Source organism: Streptococcus mitis, from assembly GCF_016658865.1.
Taxonomy (GTDB): domain Bacteria; phylum Bacillota; class Bacilli; order Lactobacillales; family Streptococcaceae; genus Streptococcus; species Streptococcus mitis_BT.
This window is the reverse complement of the sequence record NZ_CP067992.1, coordinates 1,658,273-1,684,857: the sequence shown is the minus strand read 5'-3', so window position 1 is coordinate 1,684,857 and position 26,585 is coordinate 1,658,273. Positions and strand designations below refer to the sequence as shown.

Annotated in this window: 19 protein-coding genes; 13 read left to right on the top strand and 6 right to left on the bottom strand. The window is 42.7% G+C overall.

Annotated elements, in window-relative coordinates; genetic code table 11:
- Window positions 1-5: 5 nt before the first annotated feature.
- From fabG to JJN14_RS08315, 7 genes are read left to right on the top strand one after another with little or no spacing between them, the layout of a single operon-like run.
- On the top strand, window positions 6-737 hold the full coding sequence (fabG, locus tag JJN14_RS08345) for a 3-oxoacyl-[acyl-carrier-protein] reductase (protein WP_064276628.1): 732 nt from the start codon (window positions 6-8) through the stop codon (window positions 735-737).
- Window positions 738-758: 21 nt separating this feature from the next.
- Window positions 759-1,994 carry a beta-ketoacyl-ACP synthase II gene (gene fabF / locus JJN14_RS08340; protein WP_201058406.1) on the top strand — a complete coding sequence of 412 codons (1,236 nt, stop codon included), beginning with the start codon at window positions 759-761 and terminating at the stop codon, window positions 1,992-1,994.
- 2 nt (window positions 1,995-1,996) lie between these two features.
- On the top strand, window positions 1,997-2,479 hold the full coding sequence (gene accB, locus JJN14_RS08335) for an acetyl-CoA carboxylase biotin carboxyl carrier protein (protein WP_201058405.1): 483 nt from the start codon (window positions 1,997-1,999) through the stop codon (window positions 2,477-2,479).
- On the top strand, window positions 2,476-2,898 hold the full coding sequence (fabZ, locus tag JJN14_RS08330) for a 3-hydroxyacyl-ACP dehydratase FabZ (RefSeq protein ID WP_000565515.1): 423 nt from the start codon (window positions 2,476-2,478) through the stop codon (window positions 2,896-2,898). Before accB ends, fabZ begins: the two co-directional genes overlap by 4 nt.
- An 11-nt stretch (window positions 2,899-2,909) precedes the next feature.
- On the top strand, window positions 2,910-4,277 hold the full coding sequence (gene accC, locus JJN14_RS08325) for an acetyl-CoA carboxylase biotin carboxylase subunit (RefSeq protein WP_201058404.1): 1,368 nt from the start codon (window positions 2,910-2,912) through the stop codon (window positions 4,275-4,277).
- A gap of 36 nt (window positions 4,278-4,313) precedes the next feature.
- On the top strand, window positions 4,314-5,180 hold the full coding sequence (accD, locus tag JJN14_RS08320) for an acetyl-CoA carboxylase, carboxyltransferase subunit beta (protein WP_020902990.1): 867 nt from the start codon (window positions 4,314-4,316) through the stop codon (window positions 5,178-5,180).
- Window positions 5,177-5,944 carry an acetyl-CoA carboxylase carboxyl transferase subunit alpha gene (locus tag JJN14_RS08315; protein ID WP_201058403.1) on the top strand — a complete coding sequence of 256 codons (768 nt, stop codon included), beginning with the start codon at window positions 5,177-5,179 and terminating at the stop codon, window positions 5,942-5,944. The genes accD and JJN14_RS08315 overlap by 4 nt, the downstream gene beginning before the upstream one ends.
- Window positions 5,945-6,045: 101 nt before the next feature.
- Here the strand turns inward: JJN14_RS08315 and nusB are convergent, their stop codons facing one another.
- The 6 genes from nusB to gatC all read right to left on the bottom strand — a co-directional run bounded on the left by nusB (window position 6,046) and on the right by gatC (window position 10,774).
- Window positions 6,046-6,471, bottom strand: coding sequence for a transcription antitermination factor NusB (nusB, locus tag JJN14_RS08310; protein WP_084889753.1), 426 nt, complete (start codon window positions 6,469-6,471; stop codon window positions 6,046-6,048).
- Window positions 6,464-6,853, bottom strand: a complete 390-nt coding sequence (locus JJN14_RS08305) for an Asp23/Gls24 family envelope stress response protein (protein ID WP_000510577.1) — start codon at window positions 6,851-6,853, stop codon at window positions 6,464-6,466. Before JJN14_RS08305 ends, nusB begins: the two co-directional genes overlap by 8 nt.
- A 21-nt stretch (window positions 6,854-6,874) precedes the next feature.
- A complete protein-coding gene (efp, locus tag JJN14_RS08300; RefSeq protein WP_000568643.1) occupies window positions 6,875-7,435 on the bottom strand; it encodes an elongation factor P in 561 nt (186 codons plus the stop codon).
- 128 nt (window positions 7,436-7,563) lie between these two features.
- Window positions 7,564-9,006 carry an Asp-tRNA(Asn)/Glu-tRNA(Gln) amidotransferase subunit GatB gene (gene gatB, locus JJN14_RS08295; protein ID WP_201058402.1) on the bottom strand — a complete coding sequence of 481 codons (1,443 nt, stop codon included), beginning with the start codon at window positions 9,004-9,006 and terminating at the stop codon, window positions 7,564-7,566.
- Window positions 9,006-10,472, bottom strand: a complete 1,467-nt coding sequence (gene gatA / locus JJN14_RS08290) for an Asp-tRNA(Asn)/Glu-tRNA(Gln) amidotransferase subunit GatA (RefSeq protein WP_201058401.1) — start codon at window positions 10,470-10,472, stop codon at window positions 9,006-9,008. Before gatA ends, gatB begins: the two co-directional genes overlap by 1 nt.
- On the bottom strand, window positions 10,472-10,774 hold the full coding sequence (gene gatC, locus JJN14_RS08285; RefSeq protein ID WP_000705419.1) for an Asp-tRNA(Asn)/Glu-tRNA(Gln) amidotransferase subunit GatC: 303 nt from the start codon (window positions 10,772-10,774) through the stop codon (window positions 10,472-10,474). Before gatC ends, gatA begins: the two co-directional genes overlap by 1 nt.
- 165 nt (window positions 10,775-10,939) lie before the next feature.
- Between gatC and JJN14_RS08280 the strand changes: the two genes are divergently transcribed.
- The 6 genes from JJN14_RS08280 (at window position 10,940) to JJN14_RS08245 (ending at window position 26,508) form a co-directional block, all read left to right on the top strand.
- A complete protein-coding gene (locus JJN14_RS08280) occupies window positions 10,940-11,632 on the top strand; it encodes a TIGR02206 family membrane protein (RefSeq protein ID WP_049552708.1) in 693 nt (230 codons plus the stop codon).
- A gap of 143 nt (window positions 11,633-11,775) precedes the next feature.
- A complete protein-coding gene (locus JJN14_RS08275; protein WP_001025437.1) occupies window positions 11,776-13,320 on the top strand; it encodes a peptide chain release factor 3 in 1,545 nt (514 codons plus the stop codon).
- 707 nt (window positions 13,321-14,027) lie between these two features.
- Window positions 14,028-23,339 (top strand): accessory Sec-dependent serine-rich glycoprotein adhesin, encoded by a 9,312-nt coding sequence (locus tag JJN14_RS08255; RefSeq protein ID WP_416069235.1) that lies wholly within the window; start codon window positions 14,028-14,030, stop codon window positions 23,337-23,339.
- A complete protein-coding gene (locus JJN14_RS10320) occupies window positions 23,330-23,407 on the top strand; it encodes an LPXTG cell wall anchor domain-containing protein (protein ID WP_265471112.1) in 78 nt (25 codons plus the stop codon). Before JJN14_RS08255 ends, JJN14_RS10320 begins: the two co-directional genes overlap by 10 nt.
- A 148-nt stretch (window positions 23,408-23,555) precedes the next feature.
- On the top strand, window positions 23,556-25,652 hold the full coding sequence (locus JJN14_RS08250) for a glycosyltransferase (protein ID WP_201058400.1): 2,097 nt from the start codon (window positions 23,556-23,558) through the stop codon (window positions 25,650-25,652).
- On the top strand, window positions 25,642-26,508 hold the full coding sequence (locus JJN14_RS08245) for a DapH/DapD/GlmU-related protein (RefSeq protein WP_201058399.1): 867 nt from the start codon (window positions 25,642-25,644) through the stop codon (window positions 26,506-26,508). Before JJN14_RS08250 ends, JJN14_RS08245 begins: the two co-directional genes overlap by 11 nt.
- Window positions 26,509-26,585 lie beyond the last annotated feature (77 nt).

The window sequence follows — 26,585 nt, the reverse complement described above, 5'->3', positions numbered from 1 at the left end:
AAAGAATGCAACTAAAAAATAAAAATATCTTTATTACAGGTTCGAGTCGTGGGATTGGTCTTGCCATCGCCCACAAGTTTGCTCAGGCAGGAGCCAATATTGTTTTAAACAGTCGTGGGGCAATCTCAGAAGAATTGCTCGCTGAGTTTTCAAACTATGGTGTCAAGGTGGTTCCCGTTTCAGGAGATGTATCAAATTTTGCAGATGCTAAGCGTATGGTTGATCAAGCTATTGTAGAGCTGGGTTCAGTAGATGTTTTGGTCAACAATGCAGGGATTACCCAAGATACCCTAATGCTCAAGATGACAGAAGCAGATTTTGAAAAAGTGCTCAAGGTTAACCTGACTGGTGCCTTTAACATGACACAATCAGTCTTGAAACCGATGATAAAAGCCAGAGAAGGTGCTATCATTAATATGTCTAGTGTAGTTGGTTTGATGGGGAATATCGGTCAAGCTAACTATGCAGCTTCTAAGGCTGGTTTGATTGGTTTTACCAAGTCTGTGGCGCGTGAAGTGGCCAATCGCAATATCAGGGTTAATGCTATTGCACCTGGAATGATTGAGTCCGATATGACAGCTGTTCTATCAGACAAGGTAAAAGATGCTATGCTGGCACAAATTCCTATGAAAGAATTTGGGCAGGCAGAGCAGGTTGCAGATTTAACAGTATTTTTAGCAGGCCAAGATTATCTAACTGGTCAAGTGGTTGCCATTGATGGTGGCTTAAGTATGTAGCAGAAGCTAGAGGTAAAAAAGATGAAACTAAATCGCGTAGTAGTAACAGGTTATGGAGTAACATCTCCAATCGGAAATACACCAGAAGAATTTTGGAATAGTTTGACAACTGGAAAAATCGGAATTGGCCAAATTACAAAATTTGATCATAGTGACTTTGATGTGCATAATGCAGCAGAAATTCAAGATTTTCCTTTTGATAAATACTTTGTAAAGAAAGATACCAATCGTTTTGATAACTATTCTTTGTATGCTTTGTACGCAGCCCAAGAGGCTGTCAATCATGCCAATCTGGATGTAGAGGCTATTGACAAGGATCGTTTTGGTGTTATTGTTGCCTCTGGTATTGGTGGAATCAAGGAAATTGAAGATCAAGTACTTCGCTTAAATGATAAAGGTCCAAAACGTGTGAAACCATTGACCCTTCCAAAAGCTTTGCCAAATATGGCTTCAGGAAATGTTGCCATGCGTTTTGGAGCAAACGGTGTTTGTAAATCGATCAATACTGCCTGCGCTTCATCAAATGATGCGATTGGGGATGCCTTCCGCTCAATTAAATTTGGTTTCCAAGACGTTATGTTGGTAGGTGGTTCAGAAGCCTCTATCACACCTTTTGCTATTGCTGGTTTCCAAGCCCTAACAGCTCTCTCTACTACAGAGGACCCAAGTCGTGCTTCTATCCCATTTGATAAGAACCGTAATGGTTTTGTCATGGGTGAAGGTTCAGGGATGTTGGTTCTTGAAAGCCTTGACCACGCGGAAAAACGTGGGGCTACTATCCTTGCTGAAGTGGTTGGTTACGGAAATACTTGTGATGCCTACCACATGACTTCACCACATCCAGAAGGTCAGGGAGCTATCAAGGCCATCAAACTAGCCTTGGAAGAAGCTGAGATTTCTCCAGAGCAGGTAGCCTATGTCAATGCTCACGGAACGTCAACTCCTGCTAATGAAAAAGGAGAAAGTGGTGCTATCGTAGCTGTTCTTGGCAAGGAAGTACCTGTATCATCAACTAAGTCTTTCACCGGACATTTGCTGGGGGCTGCGGGTGCAGTAGAAGCTATCGTAACCATCGAAGCTATGCGTCATAACTTTGTACCAATGACAGCTGGGACAAGCGAAGTATCAGACTATATCGAAGCCAATGTCGTTTATGGACAAGGCTTGGAGCAAGAGATTCCATACGCTATTTCAAATACCTTTGGTTTTGGTGGCCACAATGCCGTTCTTGCTTTCAAACGTTGGGAGAATAAATAAGTATGAATTTAAACGATATTAAAGACTTGATGGCTCAATTTGACCAGTCAAGTTTGAGAGAATTTTCTTATAAAAATGGGACGGATGAGTTGCAGTTTAGCAAAAATGAAGCTAGACTTGTGCCTGAAGTTGCAGCTCCAGTTGCTCCAGCGCCCGTTCTAGCAACACCAAATTCAGCGGCTCCTACATCTGCTCCAGCAGAGACTGTAGAAGAAGTTCAAGCTCCAGCTGAAACAAGTGTAGTTGCTGAGGGAGATGTTGTAGAGAGCCCACTTGTTGGAGTGGCTTACTTGGCTGCTGGCCCAGATAAACCGGCCTTCGTTTCAGTTGGTGATAGTGTCAAAAAAGGTCAAACATTGGTGATTATCGAAGCCATGAAAGTTATGAATGAAATTCCAGCACCTAAGGATGGTGTAGTAACGGAAATTCTCGTTTCTAACGAAGAAATGGTTGAGTTTGGTAAAGGATTGGTACGTATCAAATGATCGATATTCAAGGAATCAAAGAAGCTCTACCCCACCGTTATCCCATGCTCCTAGTGGACCGTGTCTTGGAAGTGAGCGAGGATACTATTGTTGCCATCAAAAATGTGACTATCAACGAGCCTTTCTTTAACGGCCATTTTCCTCAATACCCAGTTATGCCAGGTGTTCTAATCATGGAAGCCTTGGCGCAAACTGCTGGTGTTTTGGAGTTGTCTAAGCCTGAAAATAAGGGGAAACTAGTCTTTTACGCTGGTATGGACAAGGTTAAATTCAAGAAGCAGGTTGTACCAGGCGACCAATTGGTTATGACAGCGACTTTTGTAAAACGTCGTGGTACCATTGCCGTGGTTGAAGCCAAAGCTGAAGTGGATGGCAAGCTTGCTGCTAGTGGTACTCTTACCTTTGCAATTGGGAACTAAGGAGGTTCTCCATGTTTCGAAAAATTTTAATTGCCAATCGTGGTGAAATTGCGGTCCGTATTATCCGTGCAGCGCGTGAATTGGGGATTGCGACGGTAGCGGTTTATTCAACTGCTGATAAGGAAGCCCTTCATACGCTTTTGGCAGATGAAGCGGTTTGTATCGGCCCTGGCAAGGCAACTGAGTCTTATCTTAACATTAATGCGGTTCTATCAGCTGCAGTCTTGACTGAAGCAGAAGCTATTCACCCCGGTTTTGGATTTCTCAGTGAAAATTCCAAATTTGCAACCATGTGTGAAGAGGTTGGCATCAAGTTTATCGGTCCATCTGGCCATGTTATGGATATGATGGGGGACAAGATTAATGCACGTGCTCAGATGATTAAAGCAGGCGTGCCCGTCATTCCGGGTTCGGATGGAGAAGTGCATAACTCTGAGGAAGCTTTGATTGTTGCTGAAAAAATTGGCTATCCTGTGATGCTCAAGGCTTCAGCAGGTGGAGGTGGTAAAGGGATTCGTAAGGTTGAAAAACCAGAAGACCTTGTTTCAGCTTTTGAAACTGCCTCTAGTGAAGCCAAGGCTAATTATGGCAATGGTGCCATGTACATAGAACGGGTCATTTATCCAGCTCGTCATATCGAGGTTCAAATTCTAGGAGATGAACATGGAAATGTAATCCATTTGGGGGAACGAGATTGCTCTCTTCAACGGAATAACCAAAAGGTTTTAGAAGAAAGCCCTTCGATTGCAATCGGAAAAACGCTACGCCATGAAATCGGTGCTGCGGCTGTTCGAGCTGCAGAGTCTGTTGGCTATGAGAATGCAGGGACCATTGAGTTTCTTCTTGACGAAGCCAGTGGAAACTTCTATTTCATGGAGATGAATACTCGTGTTCAGGTAGAGCATCCAGTAACAGAGTTTGTTTCAGGTGTGGATATCGTTAAGGAACAGATTCGCATTGCGGCAGGCCAGCCTTTGTCTGTGAAGCAAGAAGATATTGTCCTACGTGGCCATGCTATCGAGTGTCGGATCAATGCAGAAAATCCAGCTTTTAATTTTGCTCCAAGTCCAGGTAAGATTACCAATCTCTATCTGCCAAGTGGAGGGGTTGGCTTGCGCGTAGATTCAGCAGTTTATCCAGGCTATACCATTCCCCCCTATTATGATAGTATGATTGCCAAAGTCATCGTTCATGGAGAGAATCGTTTTGATGCTTTGATGAAAATGCAACGAGCCCTCTATGAACTAGAGATAGAGGGGGTGCAGACCAATGCTGATTTCCAGCTTGACCTCATTTCAGATCGCAATGTCATTGCTGGGGATTACGATACTTCCTTCTTGATGGAAACCTTCTTACCCAAATATCAAGAAAAAGAATAAAATGACTTCAAGAGTTTAAACCGAAAAGGGGAATCAATGGCTCTATTTAGTAAAAAAGATAAGTATATTCGAATCAATCCCAATCGTTCAGTTAGGGAAAAACCTCAAGCTAAGCCAGAGGTTCCAGATGAATTATTCTCCCAGTGTCCGGGTTGTAAGCATACCATCTACCAGAAGGATCTGGGAAGTGAGCGTATCTGTCCGCACTGTAGCTATACCTTTCGTATTTCTGCCCAAGAACGCTTGGCTTTGACGATTGATATGGGAACCTTCAAGGAATTGTTTACAGGGATTGAAAGCAAGGATCCCTTGCATTTCCCTGGTTACCAAAAGAAACTGGCAACCATGCGTGAAAAAACAGGTCTGGATGAAGCCGTTGTGACAGGAACTGCTCTTATTAAAGGTCAGACTGTGGCTCTTGGGATTATGGATTCCAACTTTATCATGGCATCTATGGGTACGGTTGTAGGGGAAAAAATCACTCGATTATTTGAGTATGCGACTGTTGAAAAATTGCCAGTTGTTCTTTTCACAGCATCTGGTGGAGCCCGTATGCAGGAAGGAATTATGAGTCTCATGCAGATGGCAAAGATTTCTGCAGCAGTTAAACGCCATTCAAATGCTGGCCTCTTTTACCTGACGATTTTGACAGATCCAACGACAGGTGGTGTAACAGCTTCCTTCGCTATGGAAGGCGATATCATTCTGGCTGAACCACAAAGTTTGGTTGGTTTTGCTGGGCGTCGTGTCATTGAAAATACGGTTCGTGAAAGCTTGCCTGAGGATTTCCAAAAGGCAGAATTCCTATTAGAACATGGCTTTGTGGATGCTATCGTTAAAAGAAGAGACTTGCCAGATACAATTGCTAGCCTAGTCAGATTGCACGGAGGGAGTCCAAGATGAATATTGCAAAAATAGTCAGAGAAGCGCGTGAGCAGAGTCGCTTGACAACCTTAGACTTTGCGACAGGCATTTTTGATGAATTTATCCAATTACACGGTGACCGTTCTTTTCGTGACGATGGTGCAGTTGTTGGTGGTATTGGCTGGCTTGGGGACCAAGCTGTAACAGTGGTTGGTATCCAAAAAGGCAAGAGTTTACAAGATAACCTCAAGCGGAATTTTGGTCAACCGCATCCAGAAGGCTACCGTAAGGCTCTACGGTTGATGAAACAGGCTGAAAAGTTTGGTCGTCCAGTTGTGACCTTTATCAATACTGCAGGTGCCTATCCTGGTGTCGGCGCGGAAGAACGCGGTCAAGGAGAAGCTATCGCTCGCAATCTCATGGAAATGAGTGACCTGAAAGTTCCGATTATTGCTATTATTATCGGTGAAGGTGGTTCAGGTGGAGCTCTGGCTCTGGCAGTCGCAGACCGTGTCTGGATGCTGGAAAATTCTATCTATGCCATTCTCAGCCCAGAAGGCTTTGCTTCCATTCTATGGAAGGACGGCAGTCGTGCCATGGAAGCGGCAGAACTGATGAAAATCACTTCTCATGAGCTGTTAGAAATGGACGTGGTAGACAAGGTGATTTCTGAAGCAGGACTTTCTAGCAAAGAACTGATTAAGAGTGTAAAGAAAGAACTTCAAGCTGAGCTAGCTAGACTTTCGCAAAAACCGTTAGAAGAGTTGTTGGAAGAACGCTATCAAAGATTTAGAAAATATTAATACAAAAACTAGAACTGGCAGTTAGTTCTAGTTTTTATGTGGTTCTTACTCTGTATCAAGGATGAAGTAAAAGGTGCTTGGAAAACCAAACACCTTTTCGATTATTCATTTTCTTCAGTTACAAATTGACTAAGCAGTCCGTTGATAAAGCGGGCTGATTTTTGATCTGAAAAATTCTTAGCAAGTTCAATGGCTTCATTGACTGCTACCAGCTGAGGAGTATCAAATGATGTGATTTCAAAGATACCCAAGCGTAGTAAGTTTTTTTCGACCAAGGTCAAGCGTTCAACTGTCCAGCCTGACTTGAGGTGCTGGTTGATTTGTTTATCCAACTCGTCTTTTTGAGCTTGAACACCAGAAACCAAGTTCAGAAGAAAGGCAGGAATTTGCACATCTTCATCTTCACGGTCATGTGTGTAGGCAAAGCGACAAGCCGTTTCCATATCTGTGTCGAATTCAAGGCTCATGAGAGCTTGAAAAGCGCATTTACGAAGTTCGCGTCTAGATTCTAATAATGGACTAGTCATTGAGGAAGTCCTCGTTAAATAGATCTTTCAACTCAGGTTTTGGTGTCTTGTCTGGAACGATTCCTGCAACATGGATGTTGACAGCAGCAAGTTCCACATCAGCCATATCACGGACAGCGTCTTTCACTGCTTTTTGAATAGCAAGAGCAACTTTTGGTACTTTCACACCGTACTCAAGGTAGAGATAGATGTCAGCAGTTAGTTCTTCGTTGCTTTCTTTTAAGTAGACGCCACGACCAAGAGAGAGTTTTGATAGGGTATCAGATACGGATTTATTTGAAAATGAGTGGACACCCTCAACTTTAGCAGTTGCGATGGCAATAATTTTTTCAAGTACACGTGGAGCGATAACGATTTCGCCAAATTGTTCTTCAATTCCCATAGAATGACCTCTTTCTAGAGATTAGGCACGAGAAACGTAAGTTCCTTCTGCAGTGTTGATGATCAATTTTTGCCCAGCTTCGATGAAGTCTGGAACGTTGACAACAAGTCCAGTTTCCATAGTTGCTGGTTTACCAGAACCTGTAACAGTAGCACCTTTGATAGATGGTTGTGTTTCAGCAACTGTCAATTCAACAGTGGTTGGTACAGTTACACCGATTACTTCAGTTCCGTAGAATTGGATTTTCACATCAGAGTTTTCAAGGATGTAAAGCAATTCATTTTCAACATTTACGACTGGGATTTCGTATTGGTCGTAAGTTTCAGTGTTCATGAAGTAGGCAGTTTCATCCATTTTGTACAAGTATTGAGCTGGAACAGTTTCGATAATAGCTTGTTCGAATTTTTCTTCTGGACGGTAGCTTGTATCAAAAGTAGAACCAGTACGGACATCACGTAATTTCATACGCATGATTGTGTTCCCTTTACCTGGTTTGTGGTGGCTAGCTTCCAAAACGCGGATCAATTTTCCGTCTGCAGTTTCAAACGTCATACCAGCTTTCAATTTGCTTGCTTCAATCATGTTTTTACCTCTTTAATAAATATTATTACTCTTCATTTTACCATAAAATGTTCTGGAAATAAAGCCAAAATAGTTATTGGGAGATGGTAGGGGAGAAAAAACCAACCTCAGGGCTGGTTTTTTACATATTAATCTTCTTTCAACTTCGCCAATTCTTGTGCAAGCAGTTTAAGAGCAACTTGTGGGTTGGCTTGGCCTTTGGTTGCTTTCATAAGGAAGCCTGTGAAGGCCTTGTCTGCATTACGTTTTCCTGACTTGAAGTCGGCAACGGCGGCTTCGTTATCCGCAAAGACTTGGTGGATGATCGGGATCAAGATTTCAGGATCTGAGATTTGAACCATACCTGCTTTTTCCACGTATTCACGCGCGCCACCGCCATTTTTAGCTAGGTGGACAAAGACTTTCTTGGCAATCTTAGACGAGATAGTGCCGTCTTCGATGATGGCAATCATTTCAACCAAGTTTTCTGGTGTCAATTCGATTTGTTCCAGTGTCTTGCCTTCAGCATTCAAGAATTGAGCCACTTCACCTTGGAGCCAGTTAGAGACTTGTTTAGCATCGCCACCGAGGGCAACAGCTTTTTCAAAGAAGTCAGAAGTGACCTTGTTTGCAGTCAACTGGTTAGCATCGTAGTCTGACAAGCCAAGGTCAGCCACGTAACGCGCACGGCGTTCTTTCGGAAACTCTGGCAACTCTGTACGCATTTCCTCAATCCACTCGTTTGAAATTTCAAAGAGAGGTAGGTCTGGTTCTGGGAAGTAGCGGTAGTCTGCAGCGCCTTCCTTGACACGCATGAGTATGGTTGCTTTGTTGGCTTCATCGTAACGGCGTGTTTCTTGGCGGATTTGACCACCTGAGCGTAGGATTTCAGCCTGACGTTGGACTTCGTATTCAAGACCCTTACGCACGTTTGAGAAGGAGTTGAGGTTTTTCAACTCAGTCTTGGTACCGAATTTCTCTTGACCATAAGGACGAAGAGAAATGTTGGCATCCACACGCATCGAACCTTCTTCCATCTTAACGTCAGAAATGCCAGCATACTGGATAACTTCCTTGAGGGCGGTTAGATAAGCATAGGCTTCTTCAGGAGAACGCATGTCGGCTTCAGATACAATCTCAATCAATGGCACCCCTTGGCGGTTGAGGTCAACATAAGAGTAGCCATCTGTACCGTGAGTGTTTTTACCAGCGTCTTCTTCTAGGTGAGCGCGTTCGATACCGATTTTCTTGGTTGTACCGTCTTCTAGCTCTACTTCAATCCAGCCGTTGTAACCGATTGGCTCATCAAATTGAGAAATTTGGTAGGCTTTGGGATTATCAGGATAGAAGTAGTTCTTGCGGTCGAAGTGCATCTTTTTGTGGATATCCATATTGAGGGCAAGAGCAGCTTTGATACCGGCATCAACAACACCTTTATTGAGAACTGGCAGAACACCTGGGAAGGACCAATCAATCACGTTGGTGTTGGCATTTTGGTCATTTCCAAAGTGGGCAGAAGTAGGTGAGAAGATTTTTGAATTGGTGTTGAGCTCTACGTGGACTTCAAGTCCAATGACTGTTTCAAAGTTCATTAGTTGTCACCTCCAAAAATCACGGGTTGTTGTTTGTGGTAGTCTGTTGTTGCTTCAAAAGCAGCAGCAACTTGGTAAATGGTTTCCTCAGAGTACTTAGGACCAATCAATTGTAGACCGACTGGTAGACCTTGAGAGAATCCAGCAGGAATCGAAATTCCTGGTAGACCAGCTAAGTTGACTGGGATGGTCAAGAGGTCAGCCAAGTACATGGCAACTGGATCGTGGTTGAGTGAATCCAAGTCATAGGCAACGCTTGGAGCAGTTGGTCCCAAAATCAAATCGTAATCCGCAAAGACTTTTTCGAAATCTTGAATGATGAGGGTACGGACCTGACCAGCTTTCTTGTAATAGGCATCGTAGTAACCTGACGAAAGGCTGAAAGTACCTAGCATAATACGGCGTTTCACTTCTTCACCGAAACCTTGGCTACGGCTGTTTACATAGATTTCATCAAGGTTGCTTGCATCTTCTGCGCGGTAGCCGTAACGGATACCGTCAAAGCGTTGCAAGTTTGATGAAGCTTCAGATGAAGCGATGATGTAGTAGACGGCAACACCGTATTTAGAGTGAGGAAGGCTGACTTCTTCGACGATAGCCCCCAGTTTTTCAAAGTGTTTAGCAGCATTAAGAATGGTTTCTTTAACTTCTGGGTCAATCCCTTGGCCAAGGTATTCCTTAGGCAAAGCGATTTTCATACCCTTGATGTCTTGACCAATTTTTGAAGTAAAGTCGGCAATGCGGACAGGGGCAGAAGTAGAGTCTTTGGCATCTTCGCTGGCAATAGCGTTGAGCAAGAGAGCATTTTCCTTAACAGTAGGAGCAAAAGGTCCAATCTGGTCTAATGAACTACCAAAGGCAATGAGACCGAAACGTGAAACTGTTCCGTAGGTTGGTTTGAGACCAACGATCCCGTTGAAGGCAGCAGGTTGGCGAATAGAGCCACCCGTATCAGAACCAAGTGACAAGCGAATTTGTCCTGAAGCTACAGCTGCGGCAGAACCACTTGATGAACCACCAGGAACCTTGCTGTGGTCCCAAGCGTTTTTAGTTGCTCCGTAGTGGGAAGTCTCACCTGAACCACCCATGGCAAATTCGTCCATGTTGGTCTTTCCTACAACAATCATGCCTTTAGCCTTTGCATTGGCAACGGCTGTCGCATCAAAAATTGGCTCGTAGTTATAGAGCATTTTTGATGCAGCAGTTGTGAGAATGCCGTCTGTAGAGATGTTATCCTTAACTGCAAATGGAATTCCTGAAAGGACATTATCAGCGTCAATTCCAGCTTCATCAATAGCTTTAGCTTGAGCAAGAGCTTGCTCCTCAGCGATGGTAACAAAAGCGTTGATAGCTGTCTCTCGAGACTTGATATCTTCAAGAGTTGCTTGGGTCAATTCAGTTGCAGAAATTTCCTTTGAGACAAGGAGATTGTGCAAGTCTTCAATGGTTTTATTGTTGAAAGTCATTAGGCATCTCCTCCATCGTCTAGGATAGCTGGTACCTTGATATAGTAGTTGTCTTTTTCAGGTACGTTTTTAAACAAGCGATCACGGTCTGTTCCTTCTTCGGCCACATCAGGGCGGAGTACAGTCTTGCGGTCAGCCATGGTCGTAGTAGGTGCGACACCAGTTGTGTCTACTTCGCCCAGTAATTCAACCATGTCTACAATCTTGGACAAGGTAGTTGCAAAGGCAGCAGTTTCTTCTTCAGAGAATCTTAATTTTGAAAGATTGGCAACGTGTGTTACCTCTTCTTGCGTAATTTTCATCTTGCATCCTTTCGTGAAATGATGATTTTGAGTCTGTTCTATTTTACCATATTTTCCTATAAATAAGGGAGCCAAACTGAAAAGAAATAGAAATTGAAAAATCGTTTTTAATTCGCTATAATAGTTAAACTAGAAAAAAGAAAAAATAAGAGTTAGGATAGAAACATGTTCCATCAATTTATCACCAGAACTCAGACAGTCCCTCCTCCCATTTCACTTTTTTGGTATGGGGTTATGATGCTGGTCTTAATGCTTTGTATTTATGGGGCACTTGCTTATCACAAAAATCCGAAATTTGTATACTTGTTTAAGGGGATTCAGATCCTCCAGTTGCTAGCACTCTATAGTTGGTATGTTGGTTTTGGGATTCCCTTTTCTAATAGTCTCCCATTTTATCATTGCCGTTTAGCTATGTTTGCTGTGGTTTTCTTGCCCGATAAATGGAAAAGCAAGCAGTACTTTGCCCTCTTAGGAGCAAGTGGAGCTGTCTTTGCACTGGTTTACCCAGTTTTTGACCCCTATGACTTCCCCCATATTACCAGTTTTTCATTTTTGATTGGGCACTATGCCCTTCTAGTGAATTCCTTGGTCTACTTGATGAATCACTATGACAAGAGCCTACTCAAGAAATATATGATTGTAGTCTATACCTTTATCCTCAATCTCTTTCTAGTTGGGGTTAATCAGGTGACTGGTGGGAATTATGGCTTGTTAAATAAGACACCTTTTATTCCTGATGCCCCCCTGTGGCTAAAGTACCTACTTGTGTCCGTCATCCTTTCACTGGCTCTGGTTCTTTTTGATATCTTGTTCAAAAAACGGTGGAAAAAGAGAAACCAGGTGAAATCAGTGCTCTAGCTAACTTTTTTCATCGGATGAGCAATTGAAAAACTACTCAAAATCCGATATAATGGAGTGTTGAAAGGAATGGTAAAATCCAATGTAGAAATCATTCTTAGCTATTGAAACAAGAAAAATAGAGAATCAAAGAAAGAGAACTTATGAATATTCAAGAAGAAATTAAGAAACGTCGTACCTTTGCCATCATCTCCCACCCTGACGCGGGGAAAACTACTATTACTGAGCAGTTGCTCTACTTTGGGGGCGAGATTCGTGAGGCTGGTACCGTAAAAGGGAAGAAAACAGGGACGTTTGCCAAGTCTGACTGGATGGATATCGAGAAGCAACGTGGGATTTCGGTGACTTCATCTGTGATGCAGTTTGACTACGATGGTAAGCGCGTCAATATCCTCGACACACCAGGGCACGAGGACTTCTCAGAAGATACCTATCGGACCTTGATGGCGGTGGATGCTGCGGTCATGGTTGTGGACTCTGCCAAGGGTATCGAGGCGCAAACCAAGAAATTGTTTGAAGTTGTAAAACACCGTGGCATTCCCGTCTTTACCTTTATGAACAAGCTGGACCGTGACGGTCGTGAGCCTTTGGATCTCTTGCAAGAATTGGAAGAAGTCTTGGGTATTGCAAGTTATCCGATGAACTGGCCAATCGGTATGGGGAAAGCCTTTGAAGGCTTGTATGACCTTTATAACCAACGCTTGGAACTTTATAAAGGGGATGAGCGTTTTGCCAGTCTAGAAGATGGGGACAAGCTTTTTGGTAGCAATCCTTTCTACGAGCAAGTCAAAGATGATATTGAGCTTTTAAATGAAGCTGGAAATGAGTTTTCAGAGGAAGCAATCCTTGCTGGAGAATTGACACCTGTCTTCTTCGGCTCAGCCCTTACTAACTTTGGTGTGCAGACCTTCCTTGAGACTTTCCTCAAGTTTGCTCCAGAACCACATGGTCACAAGAAAACAGATGGTGAAATTGTGGATCCTTATGACAAGGATTTCTCAGGATTTGTCTTTAAAATCCAAGCCAACATGGACCCTCGACACCGTGACCGTATTGCTTTTGTTCGTATCGTTTCGGGTGAGTTTGAGCGCGGGATGAGTGTCAATCTGCCTCGTACTGGTAAGGGGGCTAAATTGTCTAATGTTACCCAGTTTATGGCGGAAAGTCGTGAGAATGTGACCAATGCCGTGGCGGGTGATATCATCGGGGTTTATGATACAGGTACTTATCAGGTTGGGGATACATTGACTGTTGGCAAAAACAAGTTTGAATTTGAACCACTGCCAACTTTTACACCTGAAATTTTCATGAAAGTTTCCGCTAAGAATGTCATGAAGCAAAAATCCTTCCACAAGGGAATTGAGCAATTGGTGCAAGAAGGAGCCATTCAGCTTTATAAGAATTACCAAACAGGCGAGTATATGCTGGGTGCTGTTGGTCAACTCCAGTTTGAAGTCTTTAAACACCGCATGGAAGGCGAGTACAATGCAGAAGTAGTCATGAGCCCAATGGGTAAAAAGACCGTTCGTTGGATCAAGCCTGAGGATTTGGATGAACGGATGTCATCAAGTCGCAATATCTTGGCCAAAGACCGTTTTGACCAACCAGTCTTCCTCTTTGAAAATGACTTTGCCCTCCGTTGGTTTGCGGACAAGTATCCAGATGTAGAGTTGGAAGAGAAGATGTAACTCAGTACCAACAATTGGAACTAAAGTTCCTAATTGTTGGACGCTAGTCGCTATTTGGCGAACTAGCTAACTGCCTTACTAACTACGTTTGGCAAATGAAATCGATTTGCCAAACTCCGTGTCGTAGTGTAACAATCGGTTTACCTAAATGCTTTACTAGGAAAAATCCACGAATGGTATCAATTCGTGGGCTTTTCTGTCGTGACGGGGAGATAATGGCCTAGCTAACTAGAAAAAACATCAATAGAATGCCCATGATTATAACCTAATTGTGGGCATTTTTGATAGGAGTTACAGGGAGAATCGAGTTGATTCGAAGCAATTTTTTATGAAAATCTATTGTCACAAGATGTACTTCGATAGTATTTTTTGCATTACATTATGAATTTATCAATGAAACATGAATAGTCAAGTTTTTATATTTTGTTTATATAATATGTTAAAAATCCGAACGTTATATACTTTTTACAACTAAAATAAATTTAGCTATATATATTTTAAAAAGTTATTTGAGGCTTTTTATACAAAGGTATTAGATGTTGTTAGAGAACTTATAAATGGTTCGATATTTCAAAATATTTGAATGGTAATATTATATAAAAATATATCAAATTTCTTGACAAGCGTTTGCATTTAAAGTATACTTTAAAGGTATGATTAAAATAGGGTGGATTGTCCACTTTTGGTATGTAGGGAAAGGGTAAAACATGTTTTTTAGACGTCAAAAAGGTGAGTATAGAGAAACCGATCGAGTGACGCGGTATAAGTTAATCAAATCAGGAAAACATTGGTTGCGAGCTTCAACCTCTCTTTTTGGTTTGTTCAAGGTCTTGCGTGGTGGTGTAGATACGACGCAAGTCATGACTGAAGTAGTAGAGGATAAAGTAAATTCTTCTATTACAGGTTTGGATATTATCAAGGGGCTTGCTGCCACAGGGGCTGTTTTAGGTGGTAGTGTTGCTACTCAAACAAAAGTATTTGCAAATGAAACAGTAGCCGTGGAAAAAACACTGGAAAATCCAGATCTTTTGGTTACAAATGATACAGTAGTTTTGGGTACGACATCTCTAAGTAACTCAGAAAATTCTGCTAGCTTGTCTACTTCTATAAGCGAAAGCGCTTCGATTTCAGAATCAGCTTCTACTAGCACCTCGGCTAGTACTTCAGCCAGCACCTCAGCAAGTGCTTCCGCTAGTACATCAGTTAGTGCCTCAGCTAGCACATCATCTTCAGCCAGCGCTAGTGCTTCAGATTCTGCAAGTATGTCAACTAGTTTGAATCAATCTACTAGCCAAACAAGTAGTGTGTCAACATCTGTAGGAGCTTCCTCAGAAAAAACTGTATCTGAAATTCAAGATGAGAAGAAAGCATCGACTCAAAATGAATCAAAGGTTGACAAGATTGATTCATCAATTTTGAAGCCTGCTACTATTGAGTCAAACACTGTTAAAACAAATTCAGATACAACAAGTTTAGTGGGAGCGACAGCTGCAACCTTGTCATCTGTAGAAACTTCTGTAAAGAAAAATGAAGAAAATCGTAAGAAGTTAAGCAAGCTTTCAGCTGAAATGGGTGAATACTTAGCGAAGGCTGCTGGTTTACCAAATACTGATTCTGCAATTACTAAAGTAAATGCAGCAGTGACAGCTATTGAAAAAGCCTTGGCAGATCCAACGAGTGACTGGACAGAGGTGGTGCAAAAAGCTACTCTAGCTCGTAATTCTATTGTCAATGCTGTTTTAAGAGCGCAATCAGGAGCGCGTGATGCCCGTAATGGTCAAACCATGTTGCGTGATGCTTCCCTTCGTGCAAGTTGGGCTCCTTCTCAAAATGATAGCCGTATGACAGTAAGTAGCCCAGTCGCTACTTTTGATAAAGCTACTGGTATCGCGACGTACACTATGAATGTTCAGGCTAATAGTGCTTTGAGCAATGTGGGTGTTAAAATAAATGTCGGCCGAGGTGGTCATGTCCAAAGTGCAACATTTAATGACAATCAGATGACTCCAACCTTTACTCAGGGTTCTGAAATTGTTTATAATTACAGACATGGACAAAATAGAAACTTAAACGGTACAATTGTAGTCAAAGTTAAATACGATAACAATGTGCCGACTGCGACTGCAGATATGCAGGTGCAGGTCAGCTCAGCCCCTATCGGGCAAAATACTCAAGGAAATGCTTCTACAGTTCAATCGGCAAGTGTTCCAACAGGGTATAATCCATCTAGACCAACCCCACCACCTTCAGTAGAGAAATCTGGTCCAGGTTTTGAGATTATTGGCGGTACTCATTTTGATGTTTATAATGATGACTCGATTAATCAAAAAATTTCTATATTAAAAAAAGGATCTAGACTCCGCTTGTATAGATTAAATGGGGGTGAAGCGATTCCTGGTGTTACTTATGGTGGGGCTGCGATTGGAGAAGAGATAAATAGACCGAATCCTAAATATGATCCCTATAATCCTAGAAATAAGGAAACTCCATTTATAAATCAAAGACAAGAATTTGAAAACATCCCGTCTGCTATAGCCGGTACTGTAGGTAACGGTGAAGCGTCCGCTGAAGTAGGGAAAACCTATAGCTATCGTATTTGGGCGATAGATTGGGGTAATAAAACTTCTGAAGCTACTGTTACTTATACCATCAAAGGTTTCAACGAGCGTCATGATGTTCAAAGTGGAGATGTTGTTCAAGTTAAGGATTTGGAGCATTTAACACAACAAGAAATTGCAGAAGTTTATAATAATTTTATTAATAATGCAGCCAATAAACGTGATTTACTAGCTAATCAAGACCTTACTAAAGATGTATCAAATTCAAACGTAACTTCGGACGCAAATGGTACCGTTTTAACCTTCCCAGGAACGAAAGCTAAGATTGAAGTTTCAACAAATGGTACGATCACAGTCACCTATCGTGATGGTACCACAAGTACTATCAATGCTGCCTTAGAAAAATACAATCCAATTGCCAAAGTCCCTAAAGTCTATACTTATATTGGTGAGCAGGCTGGTGACCTAGAGAATGCAAGTAACTTTATCCAGCGTGCTAACGGTAAAGAATTCCCTGCTGGAACAAGAATTACTTGGAAACAAGGGGCAGAAATTAAGACATCAGAGACAGGTTCTAAACAAGCTATTGCACACATCGAATATCCTAATGGTGGCAGTGAAGATGTTACTGTAGATTATGAAGTTCTGGCGACAATTAAGCCTAAAGGTCCAGTAAATGATATTCAAGGAACAGCTCCTCATAAGGGAACAGTTTGGCGTAATTATGTTGATAAAGAGGGGACGGCTGGATATCCAAGTGGTGCAAGCCAAGCTTGGAGTAAAGATGGTCAAGTAGTTTCTAGCTCGCCTATCAATACAAATGAGACAGGAAGAAATACCTACCAAGTGACCTTTACCTATCCGGTAGGTCGTATGGGGGAAAATGACTCTAATAAATTAAGTCATACAGTTAATGTTGTCCATGATGTCTATAAGTTTGAATCAAATCGTTCTTATACTTTCACACAGAATAAAACAGATGATCCAGCTTATAAACAAGCAGTGGCAAATCCTAAAGAAGCGGTTACAAAAGTATCTGGAAGCCCAGAGTTTAATGCAGCAAACACTAATTACAAATGGGTCAATGGTGCACCGTCACTCACTGAGGTAGGAACCTTTACTAAGGAAGTAGAAGTAGAACTACCTGCAGATTCAACAGGGGTCAGAGTTAAACAGAATGTCCCCGTTACTGTGAAAGTAAAGCCACAAGCCCCTGAAATTGCAGCTGATTCAGTGAATGAAAAAGGTGGTTTGCCAAATCGTTCAATTGTTGTAACGAATGTGACACCTGGAGCTCTTGTAACCTTGACTTTAGCAGGCTATACGTTCGAGAAAAAAGCGAAGGACAACGAATCAAGCGTTACCTTTGAACCTGCTGATCTGAAAAAAGCATACGACGGCAATAATGGACTCTTACCTACAGGAAATGTAACGGTTAAACAAGAGAAAGTTGTAAGGACTCCTGCTGGAGGAACAGAGACCCTTACTTCTGCCACAACTACTAAGACCATTACTAAAGAAAATGTAGCTCCAAATCCTGAATTTGAAATCTATGTCAAGAATGATAAGACTAAAAAGTGGGAAAAGCTTTCTCCGAAAAATAATGTCCGTCCTGGTACGAGTGGATACGAGATTTTTGCCGGAGATGAAGTTAAAGTTGTCTTGAAAGGTTCAGATAATAGTGGCAAACTTAGAGATTTGAAACTTTATGATGGTGTTTCTGATAAAGATAGAATATTCTCAGGTGACTATTCTTCGAATGATAGTGCACCAGGATTCAAGAATAAACCAACGAATGCTCCTGCTACTTTAGAGTATACAGCGACTTATAATCCTAATCAGGAATATGCAGATGGGAATAGATGGACACTTGGCGTAAAAGCTGTGGACCTGTCTAATAATGAAGCACGCACTCCAGCAGCAGTTGTTGCGCAAGGTAAATTGAATGAAAGATTCCCTGGTAAGAAGCCGTCAGAAGTCTTCCAAGTTGAACATCCAAACGCTCTGAACCAGCGTGAGAAAGATAGAATCTTAGCTGCTGTGAAAACAGCAAATCCAGAGACTGCAAACCGTATTAGAAGTTATTCTATTGCAGAAAATGGAACGGTGACTATCACTTATAAAGATGGAACGGTAAATACGGTAACGCCAAATATATCAGATTCAGATTACCGTGCATCAGTATCAGCATCAACCAGTGCAAGCCAAAGTGCTTCAACAAGTGCATCTAAGTCAGCGTCGACAAGTGCGAGTCAAAGTGCTTCAACAAGTGCATCTAAGTCAGCGTCGACAAGTGCGAGTCAAAGTGCTTCAACAAGTGCATCTAAGTCAGCGTCGACAAGTGCGAGTCAAAGTGCTTCAACAAGTGCATCTAAGTCAGCGTCGACAAGTGCGAGTCAAAGTGCTTCAACGAGCGCATCTAAGTCCGCGTCAACAAGTGCAAGTCAAAGTGCTTCAACAAGTGCGAGCCAATCAGCAAGCACATCAGCTTCTGAGTCAGCATCAACAAGTGCCAGCCAATCAGCAAGCACATCGGCATCTGAATCAGCATCAACAAGTGCGAGCCAATCAGCAAGCACATCAGCGTCTGAGTCAGCATCAACAAGTGCATCAGAATCAGCATCAACAAGTGCGAGCCAATCAGCAAGCACATCAGCCTCTGAGTCAGCATCAACAAGTGCGAGTCAATCAGCAAGCACAAGTGCCTCTGAGTCAGCATCAACAAGTGCGAGCCAATCAGCAAGCACATCGGCATCTGAATCAGCATCAACAAGTGCGAGCCAATCAGCAAGCACATCAGCGTCTGAGTCAGCGTCAACAAGTGCAAGCCAATCAGCAAGCACAAGTGCCTCTGAGTCAGCATCAACAAGTGCAAGTCAATCAGCAAGCACATCGGCATCTGAATCAGCATCAACAAGTGCGAGCCAATCAGCAAGCACATCAGCTTCTGAGTCAGCATCAACAAGTGCAAGCCAATCAGCAAGCACATCGGCATCTGAGTCAGCATCAACAAGTGCGAGCCAATCAGCAAGCACATCAGCTTCTGAGTCAGCATCAACAAGTGCGAGCCAATCAGCAAGCACAAGTGCCTCTGAGTCAGCATCAACAAGTGCGAGCCAATCAGCAAGCACATCAGCTTCTGAATCAGCATCAACAAGTGCAAGCCAATCAGCAAGCACATCAGCTTCTGAGTCAGCGTCAACAAGTGCAAGTCAATCAGCAAGCACATCAGCTTCTGAGTCAGCGTCAACAAGTGCAAGTCAATCAGCAAGCACATCAGCTTCTGAATCAGCATCAACAAGTGCAAGCCAATCAGCAAGCACATCGGCATCTGAGTCAGCATCAACAAGTGCGAGCCAATCAGCAAGCACATCAGCGTCTGAGTCAGCATCAACAAGCGCGAGCCAATCAGCAAGCACAAGTGCCTCTGAGTCAGCATCAACAAGTGCGAGCCAATCAGCAAGCACATCGGCATCTGAATCAGCATCAACAAGTGCGAGCCAATCAGCAAGCACAAGTGCCTCTGAGTCAGCATCAACAAGTGCGAGCCAATCAGCAAGCACAAGTGCCTCTGAATCAGCATCAACAAGTGCGAGTCAATCAGCAAGCACAAGTGCCTCTGAGTCAGCATCAACAAGTGCGAGCCAATCAGCAAGCACATCGGCATCTGAATCAGCATCAACAAGTGCGAGCCAATCAGCAAGCACATCAGCGTCTGAGTCAGCGTCAACAAGTGCAAGCCAATCAGCAAGCACAAGTGCCTCTGAGTCAGCATCAACAAGTGCGAGCCAATCAGCAAGCACATCAGCGTCTGAGTCAGCGTCAACAAGTGCAAGCCAATCAGCAAGCACAAGTGCCTCTGAGTCAGCATCAACAAGTGCAAGTCAATCAGCAAGCACATCGGCATCTGAATCAGCATCAACAAGTGCGAGCCAATCAGCAAGCACATCAGCTTCTGAGTCAGCATCAACAAGTGCAAGCCAATCAGCAAGCACATCGGCATCTGAGTCAGCATCAACAAGTGCGAGCCAATCAGCAAGCACATCAGCTTCTGAGTCAGCATCAACAAGTGCGAGCCAATCAGCAAGCACAAGTGCCTCTGAGTCAGCATCAACAAGTGCGAGCCAATCAGCAAGCACATCAGCTTCTGAATCAGCATCAACAAGTGCAAGCCAATCAGCAAGCACATCAGCTTCTGAGTCAGCGTCAACAAGTGCAAGTCAATCAGCAAGCACATCAGCTTCTGAGTCAGCGTCAACAAGTGCAAGTCAATCAGCAAGCACATCAGCTTCTGAATCAGCATCAACAAGTGCAAGCCAATCAGCAAGCACATCGGCATCTGAGTCAGCATCAACAAGTGCGAGCCAATCAGCAAGCACATCAGCGTCTGAGTCAGCATCAACAAGCGCGAGCCAATCAGCAAGCACAAGTGCCTCTGAGTCAGCATCAACAAGTGCGAGCCAATCAGCAAGCACATCGGCATCTGAATCAGCATCAACAAGTGCGAGCCAATCAGCAAGCACAAGTGCCTCTGAGTCAGCATCAACAAGTGCGAGCCAATCAGCAAGCACAAGTGCCTCTGAATCAGCATCAACAAGTGCGAGTCAATCAGCAAGCACAAGTGCCTCTGAGTCAGCATCAACAAGTGCGAGCCAATCAGCAAGCACATCGGCATCTGAATCAGCATCAACAAGTGCGAGCCAATCAGCAAGCACATCAGCGTCTGAGTCAGCGTCAACAAGTGCAAGCCAATCAGCAAGCACAAGTGCCTCTGAGTCAGCATCAACAAGTGCGAGCCAATCAGCAAGCACATCGGCATCTGAATCAGCATCAACAAGTGCAAGTCAATCAGCAAGCACATCGGCATCTGAGTCAGCATCAACAAGTGCGAGCCAATCAGCAAGCACATCAGCGTCTGAGTCAGCATCAACAAGCGCGAGCCAATCAGCAAGCACAAGTGCCTCTGAGTCAGCATCAACAAGTGCGAGCCAATCAGCAAGCACAAGTGCCTCTGAGTCAGCATCAACAAGTGCCAGCCAATCAGCAAGCACATCAGCTTCTGAGTCAGCGTCAACAAGTGCAAGTCAATCAGCAAGCACATCGGCATCTGAATCAGCATCAACAAGTGCGAGCCAATCAGCAAGCACAAGTGCCTCTGAATCAGCATCAACAAGTGCAAGCCAATCAGCAAGCACATCGGCATCTGAGTCAGCATCAACAAGTGCGAGCCAATCAGCAAGCACATCAGCTTCTGAGTCAGCATCAACAAGTGCAAGTCAATCAGCAAGCACATCGGCATCTGAATCAGCATCAACAAGTGCGAGCCAATCAGCAAGCACAAGTGCCTCTGAGTCAGCATCAACAAGTGCCAGCCAATCAGCAAGCACAAGTGCCTCTGAATCAGCGTCAACAAGCGCTTCTGAATCAGCATCAACAAGTGCAAGTCAATCAGCAAGCACAAGTGCCTCTGAGTCAGCATCAACAAGTGCGAGCCAATCAGCAAGCACATCGGCATCTGAGTCAGCATCAACAAGTGCGAGCCAATCAGCAAGCACATCAGCGTCTGAGTCAGCATCAACAAGTGCGAGCCAATCAGCAAGCACATCGGCATCTGAATCAGCATCAACAAGTGCAAGTCAATCAGCAAGCACATCGGCATCTGAATCAGCATCAACAAGTGCGAGCCAATCAGCAAGCACAAGTGCCTCTGAGTCAGCATCAACAAGTGCGAGCCAATCAGCAAGCACATCAGCTTCTGAGTCAGCGTCAACAGTGCAAGTCAATCAGCAAGCACATCGGCATCTGAATCAGCATCAACAAGTGCGAGCCAATCAGCAAGCACAAGTGCCTCTGAATCAGCATCAACAAGTGCGAGCCAATCAGCAAGCACATCAGCGTCTGAGTCAGCATCAACAAGTGCAAGTCAATCAGCAAGCACAAGTGCCTCTGAGTCAGCATCAACAAGTGCGAGCCAATCAGCAAGCACATCGGCATCTGAGTCAGCATCAACAAGTGCGAGCCAATCAGCAAGCACATCAGCGTCTGAGTCAGCATCAACAAGTGCGCAGCCAATCAGCAAGCACATCGGCATCTGAATCAGCATCAACAAGTGCAAGTCAATCAGCAAGCACATCGGCATCTGAATCAGCATCAACAAGTGCGAGCCAATCAGCAAGCACAAGTGCCTCTGAGTCAGCATCAACAAGTGCCAGCCAATCAGCAAGCACATCAGCTTCTGAGTCAGCGTCAACAAGTGCAAGTCAATCAGCAAGCACATCGGCATCTGAATCAGCATCAACAAGTGCGAGCCAATCAGCAAGCACAAGTGCCTCTGAGTCAGCATCAACAAGTGCGAGCCAATCAGCAAGCACAAGTGCCTCTGAGTCAGCATCAACAAGTGCGAGCCAATCAGCAAGCACAAGTGCCTCTGAATCAGCATCAACAAGTGCGAGCCAATCAGCAAGCACATCAGCGTCTGAGTCAGCGTCAACAAGTGCAAGTCAATCAGCAAGCACAAGTGCCTCTGAGTCAGCATCAACAAGTGCGAGCCAATCAGCAAGCACATCGCATCTGAGTCAGCATCAACAAGTGCGAGCCAATCAGCAAGCACATCAGCGTCTGAGTCAGCATCAACAAGTGCGAGCCAATCAGCAAGCACATCGGCATCTGAATCAGCATCAACAAGTGCAAGTCAATCAGCAAGCACATCGGCATCTGAATCAGCATCAACAAGTGCGAGCCAATCAGCAAGCACAAGTGCCTCTGAGTCAGCATCAACAAGTGCGAGCCAATCAGCAAGCACATCAGCTTCTGAGTCAGCGTCAACAAGTGCAAGTCAATCAGCAAGCACATCGGCATCTGAATCAGCATCAACAAGTGCGAGCCAATCAGCAAGCACAAGTGCCTCTGAGTCAGCATCAACAAGTGCCAGCCAATCAGCAAGCACATCAGCTTCTGAGTCAGCGTCAACAAGTGCAAGTCAATCAGCAAGCACATCAGCTTCTGAATCAGCATCAACAAGTGCAAGCCAATCAGCAAGCACAAGTGCCTCTGAGTCAGCATCAACAAGTGCCAGCCAATCAGCAAGCACAAGTGCCTCTGAATCAGCGTCAACAAGCGCTTCTGAATCAGCATCAACAAGTGCCTCTGAATCAGCATCAACAAGTGCAAGCCAATCAGCAAGCACATCAGCTTCTGAGTCAGCATCAACAAGTGCGAGCCAATCAGCAAGCACAAGTGCCTCTGAGTCAGCATCAACAAGTGCGAGTCAATCAGCAAGCACAAGTGCCTCTGAGTCAGCATCAACAAGTGCGAGCCAATCAGCAAGCACATCAGCGTCTGAGTCAGCGTCAACAAGTGCAAGCCAATCAGCAAGCACATCAGCGTCTGAGTCAGCAGGTAAGACTAGACAGCAATTGCCGAATACAGGTACAGAAGCTTCCAAATCATCCGTGCTTTTAGGAGCTTTAGCAGCAGTTACAGGTATTGGATTGGTTGCGAAACGCCGTAAACGTGATGAAGAAGAGTAAGATAACCTATAAATTTAGGCTAAACTAACTCGTGCACGTAAATCATAGAAACCCCTTGAAAAAGTAGAATTTTCAAGGGGTTTTTACTATTATATAGCTGAAATTTTGACTAAAAAATTGTATAATAAATATAAGGAGAAAATCGCTAGTGGATGATAAAATAACGGTCATTGTACCGGTTTACAATGTGGAAAGCTATCTAAGAAAATGCCTAGATAGTATTATTGCTCAAACATATAAAAATATTGAGATCGTTGTCGTTAATGATGGTTCTACTGATGCTTCAGCTGAGATTTGTAAAGAATTTGTAGAAATAGATCACCGAATTATCTATATAGAACAAGAAAATTCTGGCCTGTCTGCTGCACGAAACACCGGTCTGGAAAATATGTCCGGAGATTATGTGACCTTTGTGGATTCAGATGATTGGATTGAGTTAGATTATGTAGAAACCCTATACAAAAAAATAACAGAGTATCAGGCTGATATTGCAGTAGGTAATTATTATTCTTTCAACGAAAGTGAAGGAATGTTCTATTTTCATATATTAGGAGACTCTTATTATGAGAAAGTATATGACAATATTTCTATCTTTGAGAACTTATATGAATCCCAAGAAATGAAGAATTTTGCTTTGATATCTGCTTGGGGTAAACTCTATAAGGCAGGATTGTTCGAGCAGTTACGCTTCGACATAGGTAAATTAGGAGAGGATGGTTACCTCAATCAAAAGATTTATCTGTTGGCAGAAAAGATTGTTTATATCCATAAAGGAATCTATTCTTATCGCATCAGAAATAATAGTTTATCTAGAACTTGGACAGAAAAATGGATGCATGCCTTGGTTGATTCCATGTCTGAACGTATCACTTTATTAGCCAGTCTAGGATATCCTTTAGAAAAGCATTTAGCTATTTATCGTCAGATGTTAGAAGGGAGTCTTTCTAATGGGAAGGTCAGCGGCTTAGAAGAAACTCCTACCTATAAAGAGTTTGAGACAAAAAAATATCTACTAGACAAACTTGAAAACAGTAAGAATACACAAAAGAAAGCCATTGTCCTCGCAGCAAACTATTCCTATGTAGACCAAGTAATGACTACTATCAAGTCTATCTGTTACCACAATCGCTCGATTCGTTTTTATCTGATTAATAGCGATTTTCCTAATGAATGGATTAGGCAATTAAATAAGTGCTTAGAGAGGTTTGATTCAGGAATTATCAATTGTCGGGTAACCTCTGAGCAAATTTCACGTTATAAAACGGATATCAGTTATACAGTGTTTTTACGCTATTTCATAGCTGATTTCGTGCAAGAGGATAAGGCCCTCTATTTGGACTGTGATTTACTTGTAACGAAAAATCTGGACGACTTGTTTGCTACAGACTTACAAGATTATCCTTTGGCTGCTGTTAGAGATTTTGGGGGCAGAGCTTATTTTGGTCAAGAAATCTTTAATGCAGGTGTTCTCTTGGTAAATAATGCTTTTTGGAAAAAAGAGAATATGACCCAAAAATTGATTGATTTGACCAATGAATGGCATGATAAGGTGGAACAAGCTGATCAAAGTATTTTAAATATGCTTTTTGAAAACAGATGGTTGGAATTGGACTTTGATTATAATCATATTGTCATTCATAAGCAGTTCACTGATTATCAATTACCTGCAGGTCAGGACTATCCTGCTATTATTCATTATCTTTCTCATAGGAAACCGTGGAAGGACTTGGCGGCTCAAACCTATCGTGATGTTTGGTGGTACTACCATGGCCTTGAATGGACAGAATTGGGACAAAATCATCATTTACATCCATTACAAAAATCTCACCTTTATCCTGTAAAGGAACCGTTCACTTGTCTCATCTATACAGCTTCAGACCATATTGAACAAATTGAAACATTGGTTCAATCCTTACCAGATATTCAGTTTAAAATCGCTGCTAGAGTGATGGTTAGTGATCGATTGGCTCAGATGACGGTTTATCCAAACGTGACTATTTTTAATGGAATTCACTATTTGGTAGATGTTGATAATGAATTGGTAGAAACCAGTCAAGTACTTTTAGATATTAATCATGGTGAAAAGACAGAAGAAATTCTCAATCAATTTGCAATACTTGGGAAACCTATTTTATCCTTTGAGAATACAAAATCCTACGAAGCGGGTCAGAAAGTATATGCTGTTGACCAAGTTCAAGCAATGATTGAAAAATTAAGAGAAGTGGAAGATAGACATGGAGTTTAAAGATTCTGTAAAGTTATTAGGAGATTTTCATCATATAGAGATATCTCCTACTGCTACTATTGAACTAGGAACGGATGTTACATTGCGTTCATTTATAAGTTTGGAAGTATCTGATAATGCTAAATTAACACTTGGAAATAGAGTTTTCTTTAATGATCATTGTACGATTCGTTGTGGTAAAGAAATTGAAATCGGTAAAGATACTATGTTTGGAGATGGAGTAAGGATTTTTGACCATAACCATAAATATTCAAATTACCATATCGAAAAAATTAAATTTACTGCTGACAAAATAACTATTGGAAAAAATTGTTGGATTGGGACTAATGTCGTCATTTTAAAAGGAGTGACGATTGGGGATAATGTCATTATTGGAGCAAATGCGCTGATTTATAAAGATATACCAGCTAATTCTATTGTTACTTCCCAAGAGGATTTGAAAATCACTTCTAGGAAACAACACCAGTCTCACGTTTTCACTTTAACAGCTTCAGACACTTTAGAAAATTTAGACTACCTTGTTCAGAATCTTCCAGAGGTAGCTTTTCATATAGCAGCTAAAACAAATATTTCGGATTATCTTGAAAGTTTCAATCGTTATGAAAACGTAAATATATATACAAATGTTCATCATGATGATATTATTGAGGACTTGATGAAGAAATCAGACATTTATTTAGATATCAACCATTGGGGTGAGGTGGATGGTATTGTTAATAGAGCAATAAAACAGAATAAGCCTGTTTATGCTTTTGAGAATACAGTCCATGGAAATCAAGGTCAGGAAGTCTTTTCGTCAAGTGATCCAGATAAACTAGTTTCTAGAGTGAGAGAGTATCTGAATGAAGTCGAGTAGGCACTAATCATCAAGAAAAAATCATTCCAAGATGGGACTTGGAATGTATTTCAAATTAATAATAAAGTGGATTTAAT